The 21,024-nt window shown below is 60.4% G+C and carries 15 protein-coding genes; 11 read left to right on the top strand and 4 right to left on the bottom strand.

Annotation, left to right across the window (positions count from 1 at the left end):
- Nucleotides 1-268 precede the first annotated feature (268 nt).
- A complete protein-coding gene (locus ACZ47E_RS17560; RefSeq protein ID WP_044459921.1) occupies nucleotides 269-1,402 on the top strand; it encodes an ROK family transcriptional regulator in 1,134 nt (377 codons plus the stop codon).
- Between the two features lie 113 nt (nucleotides 1,403-1,515).
- Here the strand turns inward: ACZ47E_RS17560 and ACZ47E_RS17555 are convergent, their stop codons facing one another.
- The gene (locus ACZ47E_RS17555; protein ID WP_464017073.1) at nucleotides 1,516-2,466 is read right to left on the bottom strand and encodes an AraC family transcriptional regulator; all 951 of its coding nucleotides are present in this window, start codon (nucleotides 2,464-2,466) and stop codon (nucleotides 1,516-1,518) included.
- Between the two features lie 95 nt (nucleotides 2,467-2,561).
- Between ACZ47E_RS17555 and ACZ47E_RS17550 the strand changes: the two genes are divergently transcribed.
- On the top strand, nucleotides 2,562-3,311 hold the full coding sequence (locus ACZ47E_RS17550) for an SDR family oxidoreductase (protein WP_464017072.1): 750 nt from the start codon (nucleotides 2,562-2,564) through the stop codon (nucleotides 3,309-3,311).
- Between the two features lie 131 nt (nucleotides 3,312-3,442).
- On the opposite strand, the gene ACZ47E_RS17545 is transcribed toward ACZ47E_RS17550, so the two are convergent.
- On the bottom strand, nucleotides 3,443-4,339 hold the full coding sequence (locus ACZ47E_RS17545) for a glycerophosphodiester phosphodiesterase family protein (protein ID WP_464017071.1): 897 nt from the start codon (nucleotides 4,337-4,339) through the stop codon (nucleotides 3,443-3,445).
- Nucleotides 4,340-4,548: 209 nt separating this feature from the next.
- Here ACZ47E_RS17545 and ACZ47E_RS17540 point away from each other — a divergent pair, with 209 nt between their 5' ends.
- The 5 genes from ACZ47E_RS17540 (at nucleotide 4,549) to ACZ47E_RS17520 (ending at nucleotide 11,213) form a co-directional block, all read left to right on the top strand.
- Nucleotides 4,549-5,697, top strand: coding sequence for an ROK family protein (locus tag ACZ47E_RS17540; protein WP_464017070.1), 1,149 nt, complete (start codon nucleotides 4,549-4,551; stop codon nucleotides 5,695-5,697).
- Between the two features lie 194 nt (nucleotides 5,698-5,891).
- Entirely contained in the window at nucleotides 5,892-6,398 is a 507-nt protein-coding gene (locus tag ACZ47E_RS17535; RefSeq protein WP_006697272.1) for a sigma-70 family RNA polymerase sigma factor, read from the top strand.
- Between the two features lie 84 nt (nucleotides 6,399-6,482).
- Nucleotides 6,483-7,451: a FecR family protein gene (locus tag ACZ47E_RS17530; protein ID WP_464017069.1), complete on the top strand. Its 969-nt coding sequence runs from the start codon at nucleotides 6,483-6,485 to the stop codon at nucleotides 7,449-7,451.
- A gap of 109 nt (nucleotides 7,452-7,560) precedes the next feature.
- Nucleotides 7,561-9,990, top strand: coding sequence for a TonB-dependent siderophore receptor (locus ACZ47E_RS17525; RefSeq protein ID WP_464017068.1), 2,430 nt, complete (start codon nucleotides 7,561-7,563; stop codon nucleotides 9,988-9,990).
- Nucleotides 9,990-11,213, top strand: a complete 1,224-nt coding sequence (locus ACZ47E_RS17520; RefSeq protein ID WP_112636079.1) for an MFS transporter — start codon at nucleotides 9,990-9,992, stop codon at nucleotides 11,211-11,213. The genes ACZ47E_RS17525 and ACZ47E_RS17520 overlap by 1 nt, the downstream gene beginning before the upstream one ends.
- A gap of 55 nt (nucleotides 11,214-11,268) precedes the next feature.
- On the opposite strand, the gene ACZ47E_RS17515 is transcribed toward ACZ47E_RS17520, so the two are convergent.
- Nucleotides 11,269-13,251: a phosphatase PAP2 family protein gene (locus ACZ47E_RS17515; RefSeq protein ID WP_464017067.1), complete on the bottom strand. Its 1,983-nt coding sequence runs from the start codon at nucleotides 13,249-13,251 to the stop codon at nucleotides 11,269-11,271.
- A 205-nt stretch (nucleotides 13,252-13,456) separates the two neighbouring features.
- The gene (locus tag ACZ47E_RS17510; RefSeq protein ID WP_100911435.1) at nucleotides 13,457-14,737 is read right to left on the bottom strand and encodes an ABC transporter substrate-binding protein; all 1,281 of its coding nucleotides are present in this window, start codon (nucleotides 14,735-14,737) and stop codon (nucleotides 13,457-13,459) included.
- Nucleotides 14,738-14,932: 195 nt separating this feature from the next.
- Here ACZ47E_RS17510 and ACZ47E_RS17505 point away from each other — a divergent pair, with 195 nt between their 5' ends.
- Genes ACZ47E_RS17505 through ACZ47E_RS17490 form a run of 4 tightly spaced genes read left to right on the top strand, consistent with a single transcriptional unit; the run spans nucleotide 14,933 to nucleotide 21,024 of the window.
- A complete protein-coding gene (locus tag ACZ47E_RS17505; protein ID WP_333898649.1) occupies nucleotides 14,933-17,455 on the top strand; it encodes a hypothetical protein in 2,523 nt (840 codons plus the stop codon).
- A 13-nt stretch (nucleotides 17,456-17,468) separates the two neighbouring features.
- On the top strand, nucleotides 17,469-18,563 hold the full coding sequence (gene bglB, locus ACZ47E_RS17500) for a beta-galactosidase BglB (RefSeq protein WP_045534451.1): 1,095 nt from the start codon (nucleotides 17,469-17,471) through the stop codon (nucleotides 18,561-18,563).
- 5 nt (nucleotides 18,564-18,568) lie between these two features.
- The gene (gene pglB, locus ACZ47E_RS17495; protein WP_162699252.1) at nucleotides 18,569-19,921 is read left to right on the top strand and encodes a polygalacturonase PglB; all 1,353 of its coding nucleotides are present in this window, start codon (nucleotides 18,569-18,571) and stop codon (nucleotides 19,919-19,921) included.
- Nucleotides 19,921-21,024 (top strand): ABC transporter ATP-binding protein, encoded by a 1,104-nt coding sequence (locus ACZ47E_RS17490; protein WP_022563733.1) that lies wholly within the window; start codon nucleotides 19,921-19,923, stop codon nucleotides 21,022-21,024. The genes pglB and ACZ47E_RS17490 overlap by 1 nt, the downstream gene beginning before the upstream one ends.

Raw genomic sequence — 21,024 nt, 5'->3', positions numbered from 1 at the left:
CCCTGACAGACGAGGACTTGCGACAGGTTCTTGCTATTTTTGGTGTCGTTGCTCGTTGTCTGATATTTATTTTCTTTACGTAAATTAATAAGTCAAGCGGCGATTGGTTCTAAAATTCCTAAGGGACCTAGTTCATTGATAAAAAGGAGAATTAAGGGAACTCAATTCGCCTCATACTGGCTCGATAGGCCGCTGACTCATCGAAATTTGCTGTACAACCGCTTGGTTTGCGCTATTCATCCGGCGTAACGTCTCGCAGGAGAATGGTTTGATCGACCTCGGCTACAATGAGCGGCGACTGCTTGAAATCTTGCGCGGAAAGGGAGGCATGTCGCGTATCGAGCTGGCACGCGAGATGGATGTTTCTGCACCGACCCTAACACGCCTGACCGCAAATCTTCTCGAATCCGGCCTGATCCTCGAGGCGGAGGAAGCTCGCAGTGGCGGCAAGCGCGGCAAACCCTCCACGGCAATTGAAATAAACCCGAATGGACTATTCACTCTGGGGGTCTATTTCAATCCAGACGATCTGCGTGTTTGTATCGCCGATCTGAACGGCACGATCAGGCAGGAAATTCGGTCCGAACTCGAAGGGCACAGTTTCGAACACATCATGGAAATGGCTGAAAGGGCTTCCCGCCAAGTGCTGGAAAAGGCTAAAATAAGAAAGAAGGATGTCCTGGGTTGCGGCATCAGCTTTCCGGGCCACTTCAAGCGCGATCGAGGCCATGTGTTTCGCATCAGGCAGTTCGAGAACTGGCGCGATATAGACGTCGAAAAGGACTTCCAACCCTATTTCGATTTCCCGGTCTTTCATGAAAACGACGGCAACACCGTCATTCTCTCAGAGCTTTATTACGGTGCGGGCCGCAGTATCCGTAACTTTGCGATGATCTGGTTGACATATGGTATCGGCGGCGCCGTCGTGGTGCAGCGTCATCTTTATCGCGGCACGAACGGAAATGCTGGCGAGTTTGGTGGCCTGTTTCCCAAATCACATCCTCGTCCCTCCGGACAGGATCTTTGCGACACGCTCGCAGCCCACGGGGTGGGTGTCCGGCGCTTAAGGGATATTGATGAAAGCTATCGCGACCATCCGGCGGTGGTTACCTGGCTTGAAAGGGCAACGGACCAGCTGCGGGTGTTGGCTCTGACCGTCGCCCGCACGATGGATCCCGGCGCCATCATTTTTGGCGGATCACTGCCCAATTGGATTCTCGACCATATCGTGGAGCGCATCGGGTCGCTGGAAATGCTTGGCGAGGATTTCTTCGTGGAGCCCCCCGAAATACGCAAATCGATGATGAGTGACTTGCCGCATCTCGGTGCAGCCAGCATACCGATCTACCGTGCCACGACGCCCAGCTATTATTCAGGTAGGGCGCTGAAGGGATGGGCTTAGCCGCTGTTAGCCGGTAGCCGTCTGCCCAATAAGAGCCGCCGAAGATCTGCGGAGCCTGCTGTGGAGCGAACCCGCCTATTCCGCCCCTCCCTCGCGGTAAGCCGGGACGGCCCTTATCGCATGACCGGCAACGGCTGGAAAAATCCTGCCTGCTGTCGGCGTCTGTCGGCATTTGCGCGGGCAAAGACGCCAGGAGCGACACCGCTTCTTCTGCGGAAAGCGGTGCTGAATGCACTGACGGATTCATAGCCGATCTCCTCCGCGATATCATCGAGGGACTTCACCCCGCGTATCAGCGCGTCCCTGGCCAGCGCCATCCGCCAGCGAGCCAGATACTCAATCGGCGCGCAGCCTAGCATTTCATTAAATCGTGCTGCGAAGGCCGAACGCGACATGCCGGCGATGCGAGCCAGTTCGGCCACGGTCCAATTCACACGTATATCGGCGTGCATGGCGGACAATGCGCGGGCAAGCCCCGGCAAGCGCATTCCCTTCACCAGTCCTGCAGGAATGGCCTCGTTACCGGCGTTCGGCCGACGTAGCACTTCAACCAGCAAAACCTCCAGCATGCGCCGTATGATCAAATCCTTGCCCACATCCTCGCGCGCGCACTCCTCCGCCAGCAACTCGATCAGACGCGCCAGCCGGGATGCTCCACCCTCTCCCGCAGGCACATGGATCAACTCGGGCATCAACGAAAGCAGCAGCGCCGCGTTGATCCGCTCGAACGTGAAACTTCCTCCCAGCGCAACAAAATCGGGTTCCCCATGCTGTTGCCCATGCCGCACCGCCTGATCTTGCGGCTCGACCGGAATGCAGTCGACGTCGGCGTTGCTGCAAAGCGAGAAGGCGGGCGTGGACGGCAAAAGCAGGAAATCGCCACGCGCCAGCCGCAGCGGTTCCCGGCCATCGATCATAAGCCATGCCGCACCGACCAGCACGACGGCAAAGCCCGGGGCGTCATAGGCGCGATAACGCACGCCCCATCGGCCTCGTCCGGAAATTGGCTTCGAAACGGCGGCGCCCGGCCGCAAAAGATCGATAATATCGCTGAGAGGATCCATTATCTGGACGATCAATAATAAATTGTGGTGTTACGAGCATATGTCATCCAGAGCACATCGTCTATCTCCGGCCATATCAAACAAAGGAGATTATGATGACCAAAACGATCCTCGTCACCGGCACTTCGTCGGGCTACGGCAAGGCAACCGCCGAGTTCTTCCTATCACGTGGCTGGAATGTCATTGCGACCATGCGGCGTCCGGATCCCGATCGCCTCGTTGGCAACACCGACCGGTTGCGCGTCCTCCCGCTGGATGTGACGGACGAACAAAGCATCGCAGCCCTGGTCGATGCGGCAGGTCCGGTCGATGTACTGGTGAACAATGCCGGCATCGGTATGGTCGGCGCTTTCGAAGCGACACCCATATCGGCAATCCGCACGATCTTCGAGACCAACAGTTTCGGTGTGATGGCGATGACGCAGGCCATAATCCCGCAGATGCGAAAGCGCAGATCCGGCACCATCATCAACGTAACATCCAGCGCCACGCTCGCCTCTTTCCCGCTCGCCGCCGCCTACACTGCCAGCAAGCAGGCAATCCAGGGCTTCTCCGGCTCGCTCGCGCATGAACTGGGTCATTTCAATATCAGGGTAAAGCTGGTGGAACCGGGCTATGCCCCGACCACCCGCTTCACGACAAACGCCATCCTTCCGCTGGAGCAACTGCTGCCGAAAGACTACATGGATTTTGCAGGACCAATCCTTGAAGGCTTCGCCAAACCGGCCATGACGACCAGCGAAGGCGATGTTGCCGAAGCGATATGGGGCGCCATCCATGACGTATCCGGCCAGCTTCGTTTTCCCGCTGGTCGTGATGCAGTTGCGCTGTCCCGAATGAACTGACGACCGATTGCGGCTTTACAGGACATTGCTCGGTTCCGGCCTTCCAACGGATAAAATGGAGATGGCAGATGTTTCAGAACATCTGTCATCATCTTTACCAGAATGATAGCGACGGCGCTCGAGGCGCATGCTCATGTTGGCCATGCGCTGCCGGTTGCGCCAGGGGCCGTCTTTAGCCAGCCGGTAAAAGCTTCGACCTCATCCGTCTGGATCGCTCCAACGCCGGCCCCGGCGAGAGCGCCCCACACGGCTTCAGGGTCCGCCAGCGCGCGCGTGTCGTTGAAATCAAGGCAATGGGCGACGTCGAGCGTGTTGATCCAGAGACGGATGTTCTGGCGCTCCATCTCGGCACGACCTTCAGCGAGGTCGGCTATATCGGTGAATTTCACCTCGATCATGGGTGCACACAACGCCTCGATACGGCGCAAATCCTCCGCAAACTTGCCCTTCCGCACCGGGAACATCGGCATATGCGGGATCTTGCCGAACCAGTGCGCATCCAGCATCTCGAAGCGGGCAGCTTCCGGGTCGACATCGGTCTTCACTAGCACCTGATCCTGAATGCCGAGCCGCAGCACGGTTTCCATGACCAGCGGCAGATCGCGGGCGAATTTGGTGTCGATATTGACGGCGATCCGGCCGCGCGCCTCTTCCAGCAATTCTTCCAGCGTCGGCACGCATTCATCGGTCACCTCGGCCGCATCGCCACCCGCACCGGCCTTCAGTCTTGCAGCGCGGACCACCTCGAAGGGCAGCGCATTCACGACGCCCTTCCCCGTCGTCGTGCGGTCGAGTGTCCCGTCGTGAATGACGACCAGCCGGCCATCGGCCGTCGCCTGCGTGTCGATCTCGATCATCTCTACCCCCGCTGCAACCGCGGCACGGACGGAAGCCAGCGAATTTTCGGCGGTGGCGGTCCAGAAACCGCGATGGGCAATGGTCAGAATGGCCGGATTGTCGCGCGAGCAAAGCGCAAGGACATTGCAGGGGCTGGAGGTATTTCGAGAGGCGGCAGGGGTTTGATGCATGATTTTCACTTTCAGACGTTGTGTTTACCGGCGCTGGTTGCCGGTGTCAGACTTTCCCAGTGCCGCGGCCGAGGCGGCTCCTGCGAACCGGTTGTTGACCGTCTGGATTTAATACACTCATAGTGTAATATTTATAACAGGATTCATGAAAAGTTATGTCAGCCACGGTGGTCCATTGCAGCCGCCCCGCACAGCCATTATCCAGAGCGATGACCATGGATCAGACCCAGCCCCAGAGTTTCGACCGCCAGCCGCTTGCCAGCGAAAACGAGCGTCTCATTCTGGATATCGTGCGCCGCCAGGGGCCGATTGCCCGCGCGTCGATCACCGGCCACACGAACCTGACCCAGCAATCCGTGCACCGCCTGATCGAGGGCCTGCTGGAGCGTGGGCTTCTGCGTACCGGCGCACCGATCAAGGGCACCCGCGGCCAGCCGAGCCCGACCATCGAACTCGTGCCGGAAGCGGCTTACTCTCTTGGCATTTCCATCAACACCGACTCCCTGGTGATCTGCATCGCCGATTTCCGTTGCGATGTGATTGTCGAGGAAAAGCTGAAGATGCTTCCGGAGGACCGGGAAGAGACGCTCACGGCCTTGTCGTTGGCGCTCGAACGGCTGCTGGAGGAACATGGCGTTCCGCGCGAGCGACTACTTGGTCTCGGTTTTTCCATGTCCGGCTTTTTCGTGTCGGAGGACCGCGCCTTCAACGCGCCTGAACCTCTTCGCGACTGGTCGCTGATGGACCTGAAGCCTATCCTTGAGAAACAGTTCCAACTGCCTGTCTGGCTGGAGAACAACGCCACCACGGGCGCGATCGGCGAAAGCCTTCGGGGTGTCGGTTCCTGGTGCCAGACCTTCGCCTACCTGTCCTTCAATTACGGCTTCGGCGGCGGCTTGATCCTCGGCGGGCAACCGTTCCAGGGCTTCCATGGCAATGCCGGCGAATTCAGCGGCATATACAGCCCGGATGAATCGCCCAAACGGCCGGCCCTGCAATATCTGATCGCCACCCTGCAGAAAAACGGTGTCGACATTCACTCGATCGAACCGCTGTATCAGCAGTTCGACCCCACATGGCCGGGTGTTGAGGAATGGCTGAACGAGACCATGCCGCAGGTGGACAGGCTGGTAGCGAGCCTGATCGCGGTTCTCGATCCGCAGGCCATCGTCTTCGGCGGACAATTGCCGCGCGCGCTGGGGCAGATGATGATCGAACGCGCGCACATGCCCTCCCGGCGCGAACATCGTTACGGTGTCGGCCCGAAGGAGGCGAAGCTGGTTCTCGGCGAGGCTAAGGGCGATCCCTCGGCTCTCGGTGCGGCGCTGCTGCCGCTCAGGGTGCGCTATTTCCTGTAACTCAGCCCAAGCGGCCTGATGTAATCCCGCAACAATCATAACGGAAACGTGAGCCTGATTTCGCCCCCGGTTTTTTACTGGTTGGCAGCTTGCATCCGAGGGCGATAAATATGATTGCAACTATCATGTTTATGACATGACGCAGCATATCCTGTTGCTTCATGCGTCAAGCCAGTACGCCACCGGGTCGATTGATGAGCAAAGCTCTGTTACAGGTTCTCGATGCCGACGAGGAAAGCCGCCTGATGCGGTTTTTCCGCCGGCGCCTGCAGAACCGGGAAGACGCTGCCGACGCCATGCAGGAAACCGTGCTGCGGGCGCTGGAGGTTTCTCATGCCACGCTGATCGACAATCCACAGGCCTATCTCTTCCAGATCGCCCGGTCCGTCGCCCGCCTGACAGCCATTCGCCAGTCGCGAGAGCGGCCATTATTCGCGCCCTACGAAGCGGGTTTTGCCGTTGCCTGCGAAGAGCCGGGGCAGGAGCGGATCGTCGCCGGGCGGCAGCACCTTATTTTAATGGCGCGGGCCATCGAGGCCCTGCCCAAGCGTTGCCAGCAGGTCTTCGTGCTCAGCCGCCTGCATGGCCACTCCAACGGCGAAATCGCCGCCCGTCTCGGCATTTCCCGCAATATGGTGGAAAAACACATCATCAAGGCGCTGCTGCACTGCCGTCAGGTCCGCGCGCAAATAAAAATGTAGACCGTCATCAGGTGTTCGCATCCTTTTTCACTCTATAAGGGAAAGGGGACACATCTCAGCACGCAACGAACGGCAGATCAGGACATGAACAAGCGCCCGGACGGTCTGAAGGATAAAGGCTTGACCGATGACGGTCTGGCCGAAGAGGCCGCGCTTTGGGTGGCGCGCATGCAATCGGCAGATGCGACGGAGGCGGAGCGCGAGGCGTTTCATGTCTGGCTGCGCGCCGATGCCGCCCATGCCAGCGCCTATGAGGACATGCAGAGCCTCTGGGGCGAGCTTGGCGATATAGAGCTTGCGCCGGTTGAACAGCGAAAACGGCGCGGACCTCGCCGGGCAATACTGGCGGGTGTTGCCGGTCTCTGCCTCATCGGGCTTGCAGCGCTGGTTGCGGAGAAAAGCGGATTGAAGGACCGCTGGCAGGCGGATTTTTACACCGAAATCGGCGAAACACGCCTGCTTTCGCTCGAAGACGGCAGCCGCATCAGCTTGAACACCGATACCGCGATTTCGGTTCATTATTCGCAAAAGGAACGGCGCATCACCCTTCTTCGCGGCGAAGCCTATTTCGATGTCGCCAAAAACCCGGAGCGGCCCTTCATTGTCAAGGATGGAGCGCTGACGGCAAAAGCGCTCGGCACCCATTATTCGGTGCGCACCGGCAATGGCGCGCTGCCGCAGCAGGTGCAGGTGGAGGAAGGCCGGGTGGAGGTGACCACAGGCGCCGAGATCGCCTTACTCACGCCCGGAGAGGCCGTGACACTTGGCGGCGACGGCCGGCTGATGCGCGCCCGCAAGGATGTCGCCAAAAGCATGGCCTGGCGCGAAGGCAAGCTCGTCTTTTCCGGCCAGCCGCTACGCGAGGTTCTCGATATTCTCTCGCAATATCGCCGGGGCCGCATCGTCATCCTCGATGAGGCGGCGGCGAGGCAGCACGTCTCCGGCATCTTCGATCTCAAGGACACAGATCAGGCCCTCACAATTCTCGAAGAGAGCCTTCCCGTTTCGGTATCGCAGCTTTCCGGAATGCTGGTTTTCGTCCGCTCGCGATAAAGTAACTTTTTTCGCAGATCCGACGTCAGGAGTCGGTCCGCCTTTTCACTCTAGGCAATCAGGACCCGTTTCAGCGGGGGGCATGAGATCACGAGTGAGAGGGAATGACATGAATTTGGGCAAGCAGGCACGCGGCTGGTTCTGGCTGACGACGACGGCGATTATCGGGGGCATCGTCTCGGCAGGTCCGGGCGCCACGACCGCCAGCGCGCAGACACCGCCCGCTGCAAGCGGCGCACCCGCCACCGTCACCGTCTCCATTCCCGCAGGGCCGCTGGAAAACGCCATTCTCAGCTTCGGCCGCCAGGCCAATCTGCGCATGGTCTACCCCTCCGCGATCACCAGGGGTCGCAGCACGATCGGCGTCAAGGGCACGCTCAGCGTATCGGCGGCAGTCAGCGGGCTTCTGGCCGGGTCGGGACTGAACTATGCATTGGCCGGCGGCAATACCGTCCGCATTTTCGATCCCGCCAGCCAGACAGGCGAAAGCGGCAGTTCGGCTGCCGCCGGCAGCACCCTGCTTGCGCCGATCACCCTGCAGGGCACCGGCCTTGAAGGCACCAGGGGCATCATCGAGAGCGATGGCTATGTCGGCAAATCCGGCCGCACCGCCACCAAAACCGATACGCCGGTTGCCGAAACCGCCCAGTCGATCACCACCGTCAGCCGCAAGCAGCTTGACGACCTGAAAGCGCAGAACCTCTCGGAAGCGCTGAACTACACGCCCGGCGCGCGCATCGGCCAATATGGCGCGGAGCCGCGTTTCGACGCCTTCAAGGTGCGCGGCACCGATCTCAGCACCACCGGCATCTTCCGCGACGGCCTGCGGCAGGTCAGCAGCCAGAACGGCAGTGCCCGGCTCGAGCCCTATGGCGTGGAAGCTGTTTCCATCCTGCGCGGTCCCGCCGCCTCCATCTATGGTGCAAGCAGCTCCGGCGGCATTGTCGATATCATCTCGAAACGCCCGACCGAAGAGACGCTGCGCGAGGTGGAACTGCAATATGGCTCCTTCGGCCGCGTGCAGGGCGCTTTCGATCTTTCCGGCGCCGTCGATGACGAGAAGACCATGCTTTACCGCCTGATCGGGGTGGCCCGCGACGGCCGCAACGAAATCAGCGCCATCAAGGACGACCGGCTGTTCGTCGCGCCGGCCTTCACCTTCCAGCCGGATGCCGGCACCAAGCTGACGCTGCTCGGCGAATATATGGACAGCACCACCGGCGGCACCTGGGGATACATCAACAATTACGGCAGCGACGGCAAGTCGATCGGCGCTACGCGGGTTTATGGCGGCGATTCCCGTTTTAATGATTTCGAGCAGAAACAATGGCGTATCGGCTATGAGTTCGAGCATGAAATCAACGACAACGTCACCTTCTACAGCAAGGCGCGTTATTCGGCCCTTTCGGCCGACCAGCAATGGGTCTTCGCCAACTATCCCGGCATCACCATCGAGGACAATGAAGGCGTCTCCGCCGACAATTACTTGAAGACAGAATTCGACACAGGCCCGGCGAAACATACGCTGCTGACCGGTATCGACTTCAGCCACATGTCCTACACCTCAAAACAGGGCAGCGGCGCCAGCCCCTTCACCGACACCTTCACCTATGTGCCTGATGTGTCGCTGATACTGAAGCAGAGGATGAACACGCTCGGCATCTATGCGCAGGATCAGGTCGAAATCGACCGCTGGCGCCTGACGGCCGGCATCCGTCACGACTGGCTGGACACCGAATATCAGGCCCAGGCCGTCGGAGACGCAGCGGCTCCCATCTATGATGGCGATGAAACCAAGACGACCGGCCGCGCCAGCCTCGGTTATGTCTTTGACAGCGGCGTGATGCCCTATATCAGCTACGGCACCTCCTTCGTCGCCAATCCGGGCGTCATCATCACCACGGGAACGGTAACGGGACAGGCGCAGCCGACGCTCGGCAAGCAATATGAGCTCGGCGTGAAATATGCCCTCCCGCAATATAACGCCCTGCTGAGCGCCGCCTTCTTCAATCTCGATCAGGACAATGCGACGGTCTATGAGACCTCGTCCGGCATCAACCTGCTGCGCCAGCTCGACCTGCGCTCGCGCGGCGTGGAACTCGAAGCCACGGCCTCGCTCGACAATGGCTGGAGCCTCATCGGCTCCTATTCCTATAACGACGTTGAAATTACCAAACTGACGTCGGAAACGCTGGGCAAGCAGCTCAACTCCTCGCCCTATCACACCTTCTCGCTGTGGGCCGATTACGAGTTCCAGAGCGGTGCGCTCGAAGGCCTCGGCATCGGCGCGGGCGTTCGTTACGTCGGATCGAGCTTCGGCGACAACCAGCACACCCCCATTCTTGACAATGAGGCCCGCACCTTCGTCGACGCCTCGCTGCGCTACGATCTCGGCAAGGCCCTGCCCTCGCTGGAAGGCGTGAAATTGCAGATCAACGCCACCAACCTTCTCGACGAGGTGAAACAGGTCTGCACCACAGGCTTCTGCTATTATGACGAAGGCCGCAAGGTCGTCGGCAGCATCCGGTATCGCTTCTGATGCTGCAGCAGAACCCTGCCACAACCAAGCCGTCGCCGGCCGCCGTCTTCGTGGCGGTCGGCGGGCTTTATGTCGGCCAGAGCGTGATTGGCGGGCTGACCTTTCTCGGCCTGCCGGCGGTGCTCAGAACCGCCGGACTGCCGCTGGACCAGATCGGCCTTCTTTATCTCGTCGTTCTGCCCTGGGCGCTGAAATTCCTCTGGTCGCCGCATGTGGAGCGTTACCGGCTGCCGCCCGTTGGCAGGAACCGGTCGCGGGTGATCGTCGGCACGGGCATCGCCGCCTGCGCCTGCGGCCTCGCTGTTCTTGCTTTCACCGGCCCGTCGCCGGTTTCCGTCGCAATCGCCATCCTGTCGGTAATCGCGCTGGTGACGGCGACAGTCGACATCGCCTGCGACGGCTATGCGGTCGAAACGCTGGCGGAAGAGCATCATGGATGGGGCAACGCCGCACAGGTAGGCGGCTCCTATCTCGGCTCCGCCATCGGCGCCGGCCTGTTTCTGGTGCTGGTGGACCGCGCCGGCTGGACGAGCGCCACGCTGGTCATGGCCGGGCTGGTCATCCTGCTCGCGCTCCCCTTCCTGCTCGGCCCGGCGGCAAGAACGGTCCCGCAAACACGGGACCACCTGCCATCGATCAAAAACGCGCTCAAGCGACGGGAAGTCCGCACCGGCCTTCTCGTAGCGGCCGTTTATGTCGCGGCGCAGAAATGGGGTCTGGCAATGCTCGGCCCGTTCCTGGTCGATTACGGTTTCGATCTCGCCACCATCGGCGCACTGAATGGCGTGGGCAGCATGATCGTCGGTTTCGCCGGCGCGCTGCTCGGCGGAACGCTGGTACGCCTCTACGGGGCGTCACGAATCCTGCTCATCGCCATCTTCGTGCAGACTGCGCTGTTGTGCCTTTTCGCCTATTTCAGCGTTCATCGCGATATTTCGCAATGGGTCGTCATGGCGGTTGCGGTGGCTAGCTCGTCGGGCATCATGTCCATCGGCTTCGTCGCGCTTTACGCCTGCTTCATGGGCTGGTCCGACCCCCGGCAGGCCGGAGTCGATTTCACCCTGTTCCAGTGCATGGATGGCGTTGTCGGCATGATCGGCGGGCTGGGAGCAGGCGCGATCGCCGAAAAATTCGGCTATCAGGCCTCCTTCATCATTGCCGCCGTCGTTTCGGTGCTCGCCGCACCGGTCATCTTCCTGCTGATGCGGCGGCAGGATTCTTGAACCAACCTCTGGACGCGGCGGCTTAAACCGCGCCCGGCAGGCCCCTTGCATCGGCCTATTCCACCACCACCGACAGTGCCGAACCGGTATAGACCGGCCGCACCCTCACATTGCCCGCATCTATCGTGGCGAATGTCCCGGTCAGGCCGTTGGCAGAGATCACGTCGAGGCGCGTGCCGGCGGCTGGCGCGCCGCCATCGAAAGCGAGCTTCAGCGTCGCGCCATCTAGCATCGCATTGCCCTTGATCCGAAGCGCAGTCTTCTGCGGGTCGACCGCCAGCGTGCCGCCCGACTGCGTATAATCACCGCCGATCACGACATCCCTGCCCGCCGCAAGCGAGAGCGTGCCGCCCGCGACCAGCACATTACCGGTTCCAAGCGCATCGGCGGAAGACGCAACCAATGTTCCGTCCCTGACAATCGTGCCGCCGCCATAGCTATTGTTGCCACTGAGCGTGAGCGCCCCACTGCCGGATTTGACGAGACGCCCTGCCCCGGCAATATCATTCGTCCAGCGGTCTTGCGCATTGAAGCCACCGGCCGCAGCGTCCATCGTCACTTCGACATCGCCGTCAAAGGCACCATAACCACCGGCAGCGGCCACCAGATTGATGCGGCCCCAGCCGTTGCTGTCATCGAGCAGCGGATAACCGGCATCGATGCCGGTGGAAAACAGCACGGCGCGACGTTGTGCGGCATTAAGATACGGCAGGCGTGTTTCGAGCAGAACCTCGGCCCCCTTCGGCACCAGCATGGGAGCATTGCCCCCAGACGTGTCGCGACTGAAGGAGTAGGTCATGCGCCGGCGATAATCGGCCTGGTTTTTCGCCGCATCGGCATAGGGATCGCTTTCCAAACCTGCGCCATGTGCGAACTGGATCAGAGACCGGTCCTGCGGCAGGCGTTTTGCGAAATAGGCCTGCAGGTCGTCATAAGCTGCCTTCTTGATCTCTGCGTTCTTCGGATCCTGTAAAACGGCAGCGGCGATCGCGGTAGCCGTTATGCGGCCGCCGATCACATCGACGGGGGAATGCATGCCGGCAACGATACGGCTTTCACCCAGTTGCGAAGCCGCCGTCAGCAACTCGGAAAAGCGTTCCGGCACGGCATAAGCATAGGCAATCGCTGCAAGATAGGCGGCGTTGGTGTGCCCGCTTGGGAAACCGCCATCCTTGCCACGGCCACGGTTTTCGCGCGCATATTTCAGCGCCGGTACAACAACGCCGGCACCGGATTCGTAGCCTTCGAAGGTACGATCGCCGATGGTCTCGGTCCCCTTGTCGACAACCTCACCCTTATCGTTCATCCGCCACGGGCGCGGCGAGGAGTAAAAGTATTTCGCGGGCGATGTCGTCGCTTCCGGCCCGCGGATGGCCTTCATCAAGGCCACGACGCTCTTCAACTCGGACTCGGCCGTTCCGGCTTCCGTACCCTTGTCCTCTTCCTTGCGGGTGATGACCTCGTTTGGATCGAAGTCTGCAAGTGTATGATTGATCGTCGTTGTCGCTCCAGAACCCTCGCGATACCAATCTGCAAGCGGTCCCATGCCGTTGATCATGCTGTAGCTCTGCGAGCGCCGATCATTCATGTAGGCATCGAATGCGGCGGCGGTTGTGCGGTTTTCCCCGGTCACAGACAGCACATAGCGCATGTTTTCCTGCCAGATGGCGGGATTAACGGCCTTCGCACGGCTAAAGTCCGTCGGACCATCGCCGTTGGCGCCACCAGCGGCCCATTTCTCATCGCCAAGCGTCCAGATCCGGTTGAAGCCTGAGAGGATTTTGATGACGGGATTGTCATGGTCGTCATAGGCACGGACATCCTCGCCCTTCTCATTCTTACCCGTCTGGTTGCGATAATTATCGGCAAGCGGCAGCGGGTAGGCCGCAGTCGGCTCCGTCACGGCGATAGCATAGCCCTGACCAGCCGGTGCCTTGCTATCGAATGCTTCGGCGCTCGAAACGAGCACCAGCAATGCAACGGAGGCAAGCAATGCCGAGCGTGCGGAGGGAATGGACGACATCTTCAATTTGGGCATGATGAATCCTGTGATTTGACGCGTGACGAAAGGGGAGCGCGCAAAGCCTCGGCGCGCCGTCAGCTTTAAGCCGGGCATATGGCAGTTTTTTTTCGGCATGCTGATTAAGATAGATCGCATTTGAAAGAGCGGCCGGCAGATGAAGGCGCGATTTGCCCGACGCGTCGCCCCGGGCAGATCGACTTTTTATCTCGAAGCGGCGCTCTTATTTCTTGACCGCGACAGCCTCGTTGATCTTGGCGATGTCATCTTCCAGAACCTTGTAGGTCTGATCGAGCGTCAACTCACCGACGATAAGCTGGCTCATGCGCTGCACGATCTGTTGATACATGGCGCTGCCACCCTTGGCGCGTTCGAAATCACGCGCGGCCTGCGGCACGTTCTTTTTGTTATCGAGGAAGACCTGCATCGCCGCCTTGGCGTTTTCGCTCTTCAGCTTGTATTGCGGATTGGCGATCTCCGCACCCGTCAGAATGACGTAGTTTTCAGCGATTTCCCGTTGCACTTTTTCGGAGCCGAGGAACTCGATGAAATGGGCCACATCTTCAGGGTATTTGGTGCGCTTGAAGCCAACGATCGCGGTGCCACCAGGCATCGCGTAGCATCCCGCATCGCCGCAGGGAGCATTGATCGCGGTCCATTCGAAGGTGTCGCCGATCTTGTTCTGGAATGGATTGACCATCCAGTTACCGGCAAGATACGTCACGACGTTACCGTTGACGAACTCGTCACCCATGTTCTTGTACTGCGAACCGCCAGCCGCACCCCACATTTCCTTGGGGAAGCTGCCGTTTTGCGTCCATGAAAAGAGATCGGCGATGTATTTTTTCGCCGCATCGTCAGGGAAGCTGAACTTGCCGTCCTTCACATAAGTCGAGCCGTAAGAGAAGGCGCCGCCGGAGAAACGGTGGCCGGACCGGTCCATGGTGAAGGGGATCTGCACGCCCGTCGCCTTGGCGACACGGGCGGATGCCTCGACGATCTCGCTCAACTTCGCCGTTGGGCCGGGTAAGGGCTCCCCGGCCTGCTCGAACAGCGTCTTGTTGACGAAGGGCAGGTTCAGCGTCTGCGACGCCATGTAGCCATTGATCGACTTCGGATCGTTGACATTGGGCAGGCGAAGCTGGTCGAGGCTTGCACCATGCAGTTTCGCAAAGGCGTCCGCATCCTTCATGTAAGGCCGCATGTCGAGATAATAGGGCGCGAGCTGCCAGTCGGTGATCTTGGCGATATCGGGACCCTCGCCCACCGCCAGCTGCACTGGCAGCTGCTTGGAAACGGCATCATAACCCGACGATACGAAATTGATCTTCACGCCGGGATTGGCCGTCTCGAACTCCTTGCTGAGCGCGGCCATGCGCTGCACATAACCCTGATCGTCATCGGTAAAAAGAAACGTGATCGTGCGGGTCTCGGCCTGCGCGGACGAAAGGCCGGCGACCGAGGCAAATACCAGGGCACTGACACCTGAAAACAATTTCATCATGCTCATCCTCCCAATGAAAACATTTTCATAAATCGAACGAAGGCTCCTCTGCTTGGTCCGATTTATGATGTTTTGCGGCTTGACAGAATAAACGTCAAGCTGTTTGTTCTGGCGAAATCTCATAAATCGACGCGGAAAAACAAATACAGGTTTGTGAAAATAATTTCATCATCGATCGACGGGAGGCGATCCAATATGACGGATGGACCATTTGCGGCGAAGGCGTCGCAGCCCACATATACCGTCGCGAGCGGCGGGACGGTGACCGCCTGGATCGTGTCGGAACTTGTCGAAATATCATTTCCGGGCACGCCGGCACCGGCGGAAGATCGGGTCAACTACCGTTTCATCAACGGTTTTGTCGATGTCGGCGACCTTCCCTGCCGCAAGGCCTTCCAGCAGACCATGGTTGGCCGCCACATAGCCCCCGATACCGACTGGCCAGTCTCCCACCTCAACCTGCCCGGCTCCAATCGCCGCGTCGAATTCACCGGCTTCTGGCATGTTCCGACCCATGTGCAGCGCTGGCTGAAGGGCACGTTTCGCAGCGAGACTGCACGGAAAGCGCAGTTCCGGCTGCGAACCTGTGGCGGCGTGCGCATCTGGGTAGGCGGCGTCGAGCAGGTCCGTTTCGAACCCTTTATCCGCAATGTCGAAAGCAGCCGTGACATCGCGCTCGATCTGGCGGCCGGTAACAACGAGGTCCTGCTTCTCTGCGAGGATCTGGCGGAGCGAGACATCATCTGGTTCTTCGAACTTGAGGTTATTGATCCCGCGCCGCTCACCGTCGTGTTGCCGGTGCCGCTCGAGCGGGAAGAGACGAAGCGCCTGGCCGCGCTGGTGCGTGACGTGCACCCTGCCCGCGACGTGTTTTCTGGCAGCGCCCTAGAACTCGTCTTTGGCGCAGCGCCGGCAAGCGATCTGCCGGTGCACATCGCCGTCAAAAGCCATGGCCATGAGCGCGCCGCGCTTGCGGAAGTGGATACGGTGCTGAAAGCCGGGCAATCCTCACTGGCGATCCCCGAAACAATAGGCATTGCCGACGGGTATCACGGCGTCAGGATCACCCTTGGATCGGGTTCCGGCACTGTCACCCGCGTCATCGACGCCGCCTTCATGCGTGATATCGCGCCGGAAGCATCCTCTAACGACATGAATGAACGGAAGAAGGCGGCGCTTTCCTTCAGCGCCCGTTTCGGCGCCTGGCGCATCGGCCGCGCGCTTGCCATGGTCGCCACCGGCAGCGATGACATCGAGACGATCGGCGGCATCATCGATGCAACGCTGCACTCCATCGACAGGCGCGAAGACTGCTCGGATTTCATCATGATCCCGCTGCTGTGGCTGGTGCGTGCTCATGGGGACCGGTTGCCTGCAGATATGCGGGCACGGATCGATGCTTCGATCCTTGGTTATCGTTACTGGGTGGACGAGCCGGGCAATGACGTCATGTGGTTCTGGAGTGAAAACCACGTCCTTTGCTTCCACACCAGCCAGTTGCTGGCCGGCGACTATCTGCCGGACGCCACCTTCACCGCGTCCGGCCGTAGCGGGCGCCAGCAGGCCGCGCTGGCAGCTGAGCGGCTGGCGCGCTGGTTCGACAGCGTCGAGGCGCATGGGTTGGCCGAGTGGAATTCGGCCGCCTATTACCCCGTCGATTTCATCGGTCTTCTCGCCATCGAACATTGGGCGGAGCCGGAACTTGCCGCCCGCGCGCGCCACCAGCTCGATCTCATTTTCGAGATGATCGCGCTGCATACACTAGGCGGTGTCCCCTCCGGTTCGCAAGGGCGGGCTTATGACAAGGAACTGCGGGCCGGGCCGCTGACGGAACTGGCGCCCTTTGCGCAGGTCGCCTTTGGCAAAGGCTGGCTCAACAACGGCGTCGCCTCGCTGCCGATGTTCTGCTGCGGAGATTACCTGCCGCCGGCGCATCTTGCCGCCCTCTCCCAGCTGGAAAACGGCCGCATGGTCGAGGCGCGCTACGCGCAGGGGCTGGAGCCCGGCAAACTCGTGCTGTTCAAGAACGAGGCCGCCCAGCTTTCCACCGTTGTCGATCACAAGACCGGCCGCAGGGGTCACCAGCAGCACGTCATGGATATCAAGCTTGCCGGCCACCCGATGGCGCGACTGTGGGTCAATCATCCCGGTGAAGACGATCCCTGGGGCAGCCAGCGCCCCTCTTATTGGGCGGGAAGCGGCATCCTGCCGCGCGTAGCGCAGCACCGCGATCTGGCGATGCTGATCTTCGATACCGAAGATCACCGCAACGACTGGACCCACGCCTATCTCGGCCGCGACGGGCTGGAGGAGGTGATGATGGAAGACAACTGGCTCATCACCCGTTCCGGCCGCGGCTTCGCGGCCCTTTACGCGACGAACGGACTTGAACCCGTCACCTCTGGTGCCACCGCCAACCGCGAGATTAGATCGCCCGGCCGCCGCGCTGGCTGGATCGGCGTTATTGGCTGCGGCGACGCGCAAGCCTTCGCCGGCTTCCGCGCGAAAATTCTCGCCACACGGGTCACCTTCGGTGCCGAAAGCCGACTGCTCGCAGTCACGCCACCCGGCGGGCCGGAACTCACTCTCAGCTGGGACGGCGCCTTCACTATCGGCGGACAGGCCATGGCCTTCGACCATGACCAGCCGCAACCGAAAATCACCTTCGACAGCGCCGACCCAGCTTCGGGCAGCGCTGCAAAACCCTTCTACTCCTAAGCGGAATTGACAGATGAACCAGCCAAGCATGGAAAAAGACACTCTCAGGACGACGATCGATAATGTCGCCGCCGCCTTCAGCCGCCTCAAAGGCATTCAGGAAGGTCTGGTCAGCGGCAGTTCCGATGGCAAGATCCAGTTCGATGAATGGGACTGGGAAGTGGGTGTCGGCCTTTATGGTTTCCTGCGCCGGGCGCTCGCGGCCAACGACCAGAAGGCATTGGATGACCTCGTGACATGGTACGGCTGGCAGATCGACCGTGGCCTGCCGCCGCGCCAGATCAACAGTTCCGCGCCGATGCTGCCGCTCGTCATCCTCACCGAACATGTCGACCGGCCGGATTTCCGCGCGTTGGTGGAAGACTGGGCCGACTGGCTGGTGCATGAATTGCCAAAAACCGAAGATGGCGGTTTTCAGCACGTCGTGAAGGAACGGCTGAATGAGGGGGAGCTCTGGGACGACACGCTGTTCATGGCCTGTCTGTTTCTCGCTCGCGCCGGCGTTGTCTGCAAACGGCAGGACTGGATCGACGAGGCCGTCTACCAGTTCATGATCCATGCGCGCTATCTCTCCGACCCCGTCACCGGGCTCTGGTATCACGGCTGGACCTTCAACGGTCGCCACAATTTCGCGGACGCGTTTTGGGCACGCGGCAATTCATGGATCACCGTCGCCATTCCCGAACTCTTTGAACTGGTGCCGACACTTGCTCAGAAGGACAAACGTTTCCTCGCCAATGTGCTTTCAAGCCAGGTGCGGTCGCTGAGAAAATATCAGCGTGAAGACGGCATGTTTCATACGCTGCTCGATGACCCGACCTCACCGGTCGAGACATCGGCGACGGCCGGCATCGCCTATGGCATTCTGCGCGGCATCGAGGCCGGCATTCTCGGCGAAGAGAACCGTCCGCATGCGGAACGTGCGCTGAAAGCGGTGCTAGGCAATATCGATGAGGAGGGCGTCGTTCACGGCGTCTCCGACGGCACGCCGATGGGCCACGATCTCGATTTTTACCGCCGCATACCCAACCTGCCCACGCCCTACGGGCAGGCACTGACGATGCTGCTTCTGATCGACGTTTTTCTGAAAAGGCCAAAGGCATCGTGAGCATCATGAGCATCAATCAGGACATCACAGTTGCGGCCAGTGGCCTCGATGCCACGGCGACCATCCAGCAGGCTATCGATGCCGTGTCATCAGCAGGCGGCGGGCGCGTTTCTCTCTCGGCCGGACGACATGTCAGCGCCGGTCTCCGGCTCAAAAGCGGCGTGGAACTGCACCTTGCCGCAGACGCGGTACTCGCCCCCGTTTCCGATTACGACGCTTATGCACTGACCCGGGTTTCGGTGATTGCCGAAGACTCCGATCGCGGCATGATTATCGCCAAGGGCGCGCACGACATCGCCGTCACGGGTCCGGGCCGTATCGAGGCCGGCGGTGAAAACTTCATCATTGGCGATGACACGGCCATGGGAACCTATATCCCGGCAAAAAAGCGCCCGCGCGTGATGGTGCTGGAAGCCTGCCGTAATGTCCGCCTCGAAAACCTGCACGTCAGTGGCTCCCCCATGTGGACGCTGCATATGGTCAATTGCGAGGACCTTCATTTCCGCAATCTGCGCATCGAAAACGACCGCCGCCTGCCAAATACGGACGGGATCGTGCTGGATGCCTGCCGCCGCGCGCTGATCGAGGATTGCTTCATCTCGACTGCGGATGACGGCATCTGCCTCAAGACCAGTGCCGGGCCGGATGGCAAGGCAGTGGGCGTGTGCGCCGATATCACGGTTCGCCGCTGCACCGTTTCCAGCATGAGCTGCGCGCTGAAGCTCGGCACCGAATCCTTCGGCGATTTCACCAATGTGGTGTTCGAAGACTGCAAGGTGGTGCAGTCAAATCGTGGCATGGGTCTTTTCTCCCGTGATGGCGGCGCCATGCGCAACATCCGCTTTTCACGCATCGAGGCCGAGTGCCATGAAACGCCGGGTGGTTTCTGGGGTTCTGGCGAAGCAGTGACAGTCACTGTCGTTGACCGCCGCCCCGAACGGCAGGCCGGCATGGTGGACAATCTTGTTATCGAAGATTTGAGCGGTTCGATGGAGGGAGCGATCAACCTCGTCTCCACCTCGGCAGCCGGCATTCACAATGTCAGGCTTGCGCGCATCACGCTGGCGCAGGCACCCGGCAAGCTCGGCACCGGCCTGCAGTATGACCTGCGTCCCACCAATGCCGATATTGCGCCAAGCGCCCATGCGGCCGGCCGCGCCAATGCCTGGACCCAGGACGCACATGGCCGGATCGTCGGTATGGAGGATTATCCGGGCGGCATGCCCGCGATCTACCTTAAGGGCGTTCACGGTTTTTCGGCTGATAATGTCGCCATCAAAAGAGCAATGCCCTTGCCCGAGGGTTGGAACAGCCAGGAGATCGTCGCGACGGCGAGCTCGGTTGAAGGGAGCAGGTAATGGGAAGTCTGAAACTCGAAAACCTCAACAAGGCGTTCGGCGCCGTTCACGTTCTGCATGATATCGATCTCCAGATCGAAAACGGCGAATTCGTCGTTTTCGTCGGCCCGTCGGGCTGCGGAAAATCGACGCTGCTGCGCATCATCGCCGGTCTTGAGGACGTCACATCAGGCAGCATCGCCATCGGAAATCGCGATGTCAGCGCACTGTCGCCGGCAGAACGCAAGATCGCCATGGTCTTCCAGTCCTACGCGCTTTATCCGCATATGAGCGTGCGCAAGAACCTCGCCTTCGGCCTGGAAAACCTGCGCTTCAAGCGGTCGGAAATCGAAAACCGCATCAACGAGGCGGCGCGGATGCTTGCCATCGAGCCCTATCTCGACCGCAAGCCGAAACAGCTTTCCGGCGGCCAGCGCCAGCGCGTCGCCATCGGCCGCGCCATCGTGCGCGAACCTGACATCTTCCTGTTCGACGAGCCGCTGTCGAACCTCGATGCGGCACTGCGCGTGCAGACGCGCGCAGAAATCACCCGGCTGCACCGCGATATCAAGACAACGATGATCTATGTCACCCACGATCAGGTGGAAGCCATGACCATGGCCGACAAGATCGTGGTGCTGCGCGCCGGGCGCATCGAACAGGTGGGCAGCCCGCTTGAGCTTTTCGATAATCCGCGCAACCTCTTCGTTGCCGGTTTCCTCGGTTCGCCGCGCATGAACATGCTGAAGGGCACCATCATCAAGCGCGACGACGGCACCATTTCCATCGATGCCGGCTATGGCGTGTCGCTTCCCTGCCTCGTCGATCCGGCAACCGTCAGCCCCGGACAGGCGGTTCTGGCGGGCATCCGACCCTCGCATTTCACCATCGCGGATGCCGGCCTGCCCTTCGAGGTGCAATACCACGAAAGCCTCGGCACCGAGACCTATCTCTACGGCAATATCAAGGGTGAGAAGGACCAGATCATCGTGCATCAGGCCGGCCATTTCGCGCCAGCCTCCGGCGCGGTGCTGAAGGTCATGCCAGCACGGGAGAAGGTTCATGTCTTTGATCCCGCCACCGAACTGGCGCTGCCGCGCCTAACGGGCGAAGGGAGAGGGTAG

The organism is Agrobacterium sp. 5Ca39, from assembly GCF_055382365.1.
The sequence above is the reverse complement of the archived record's forward strand: the minus strand, read 5'-3'. Positions and strand labels throughout refer to the sequence as shown.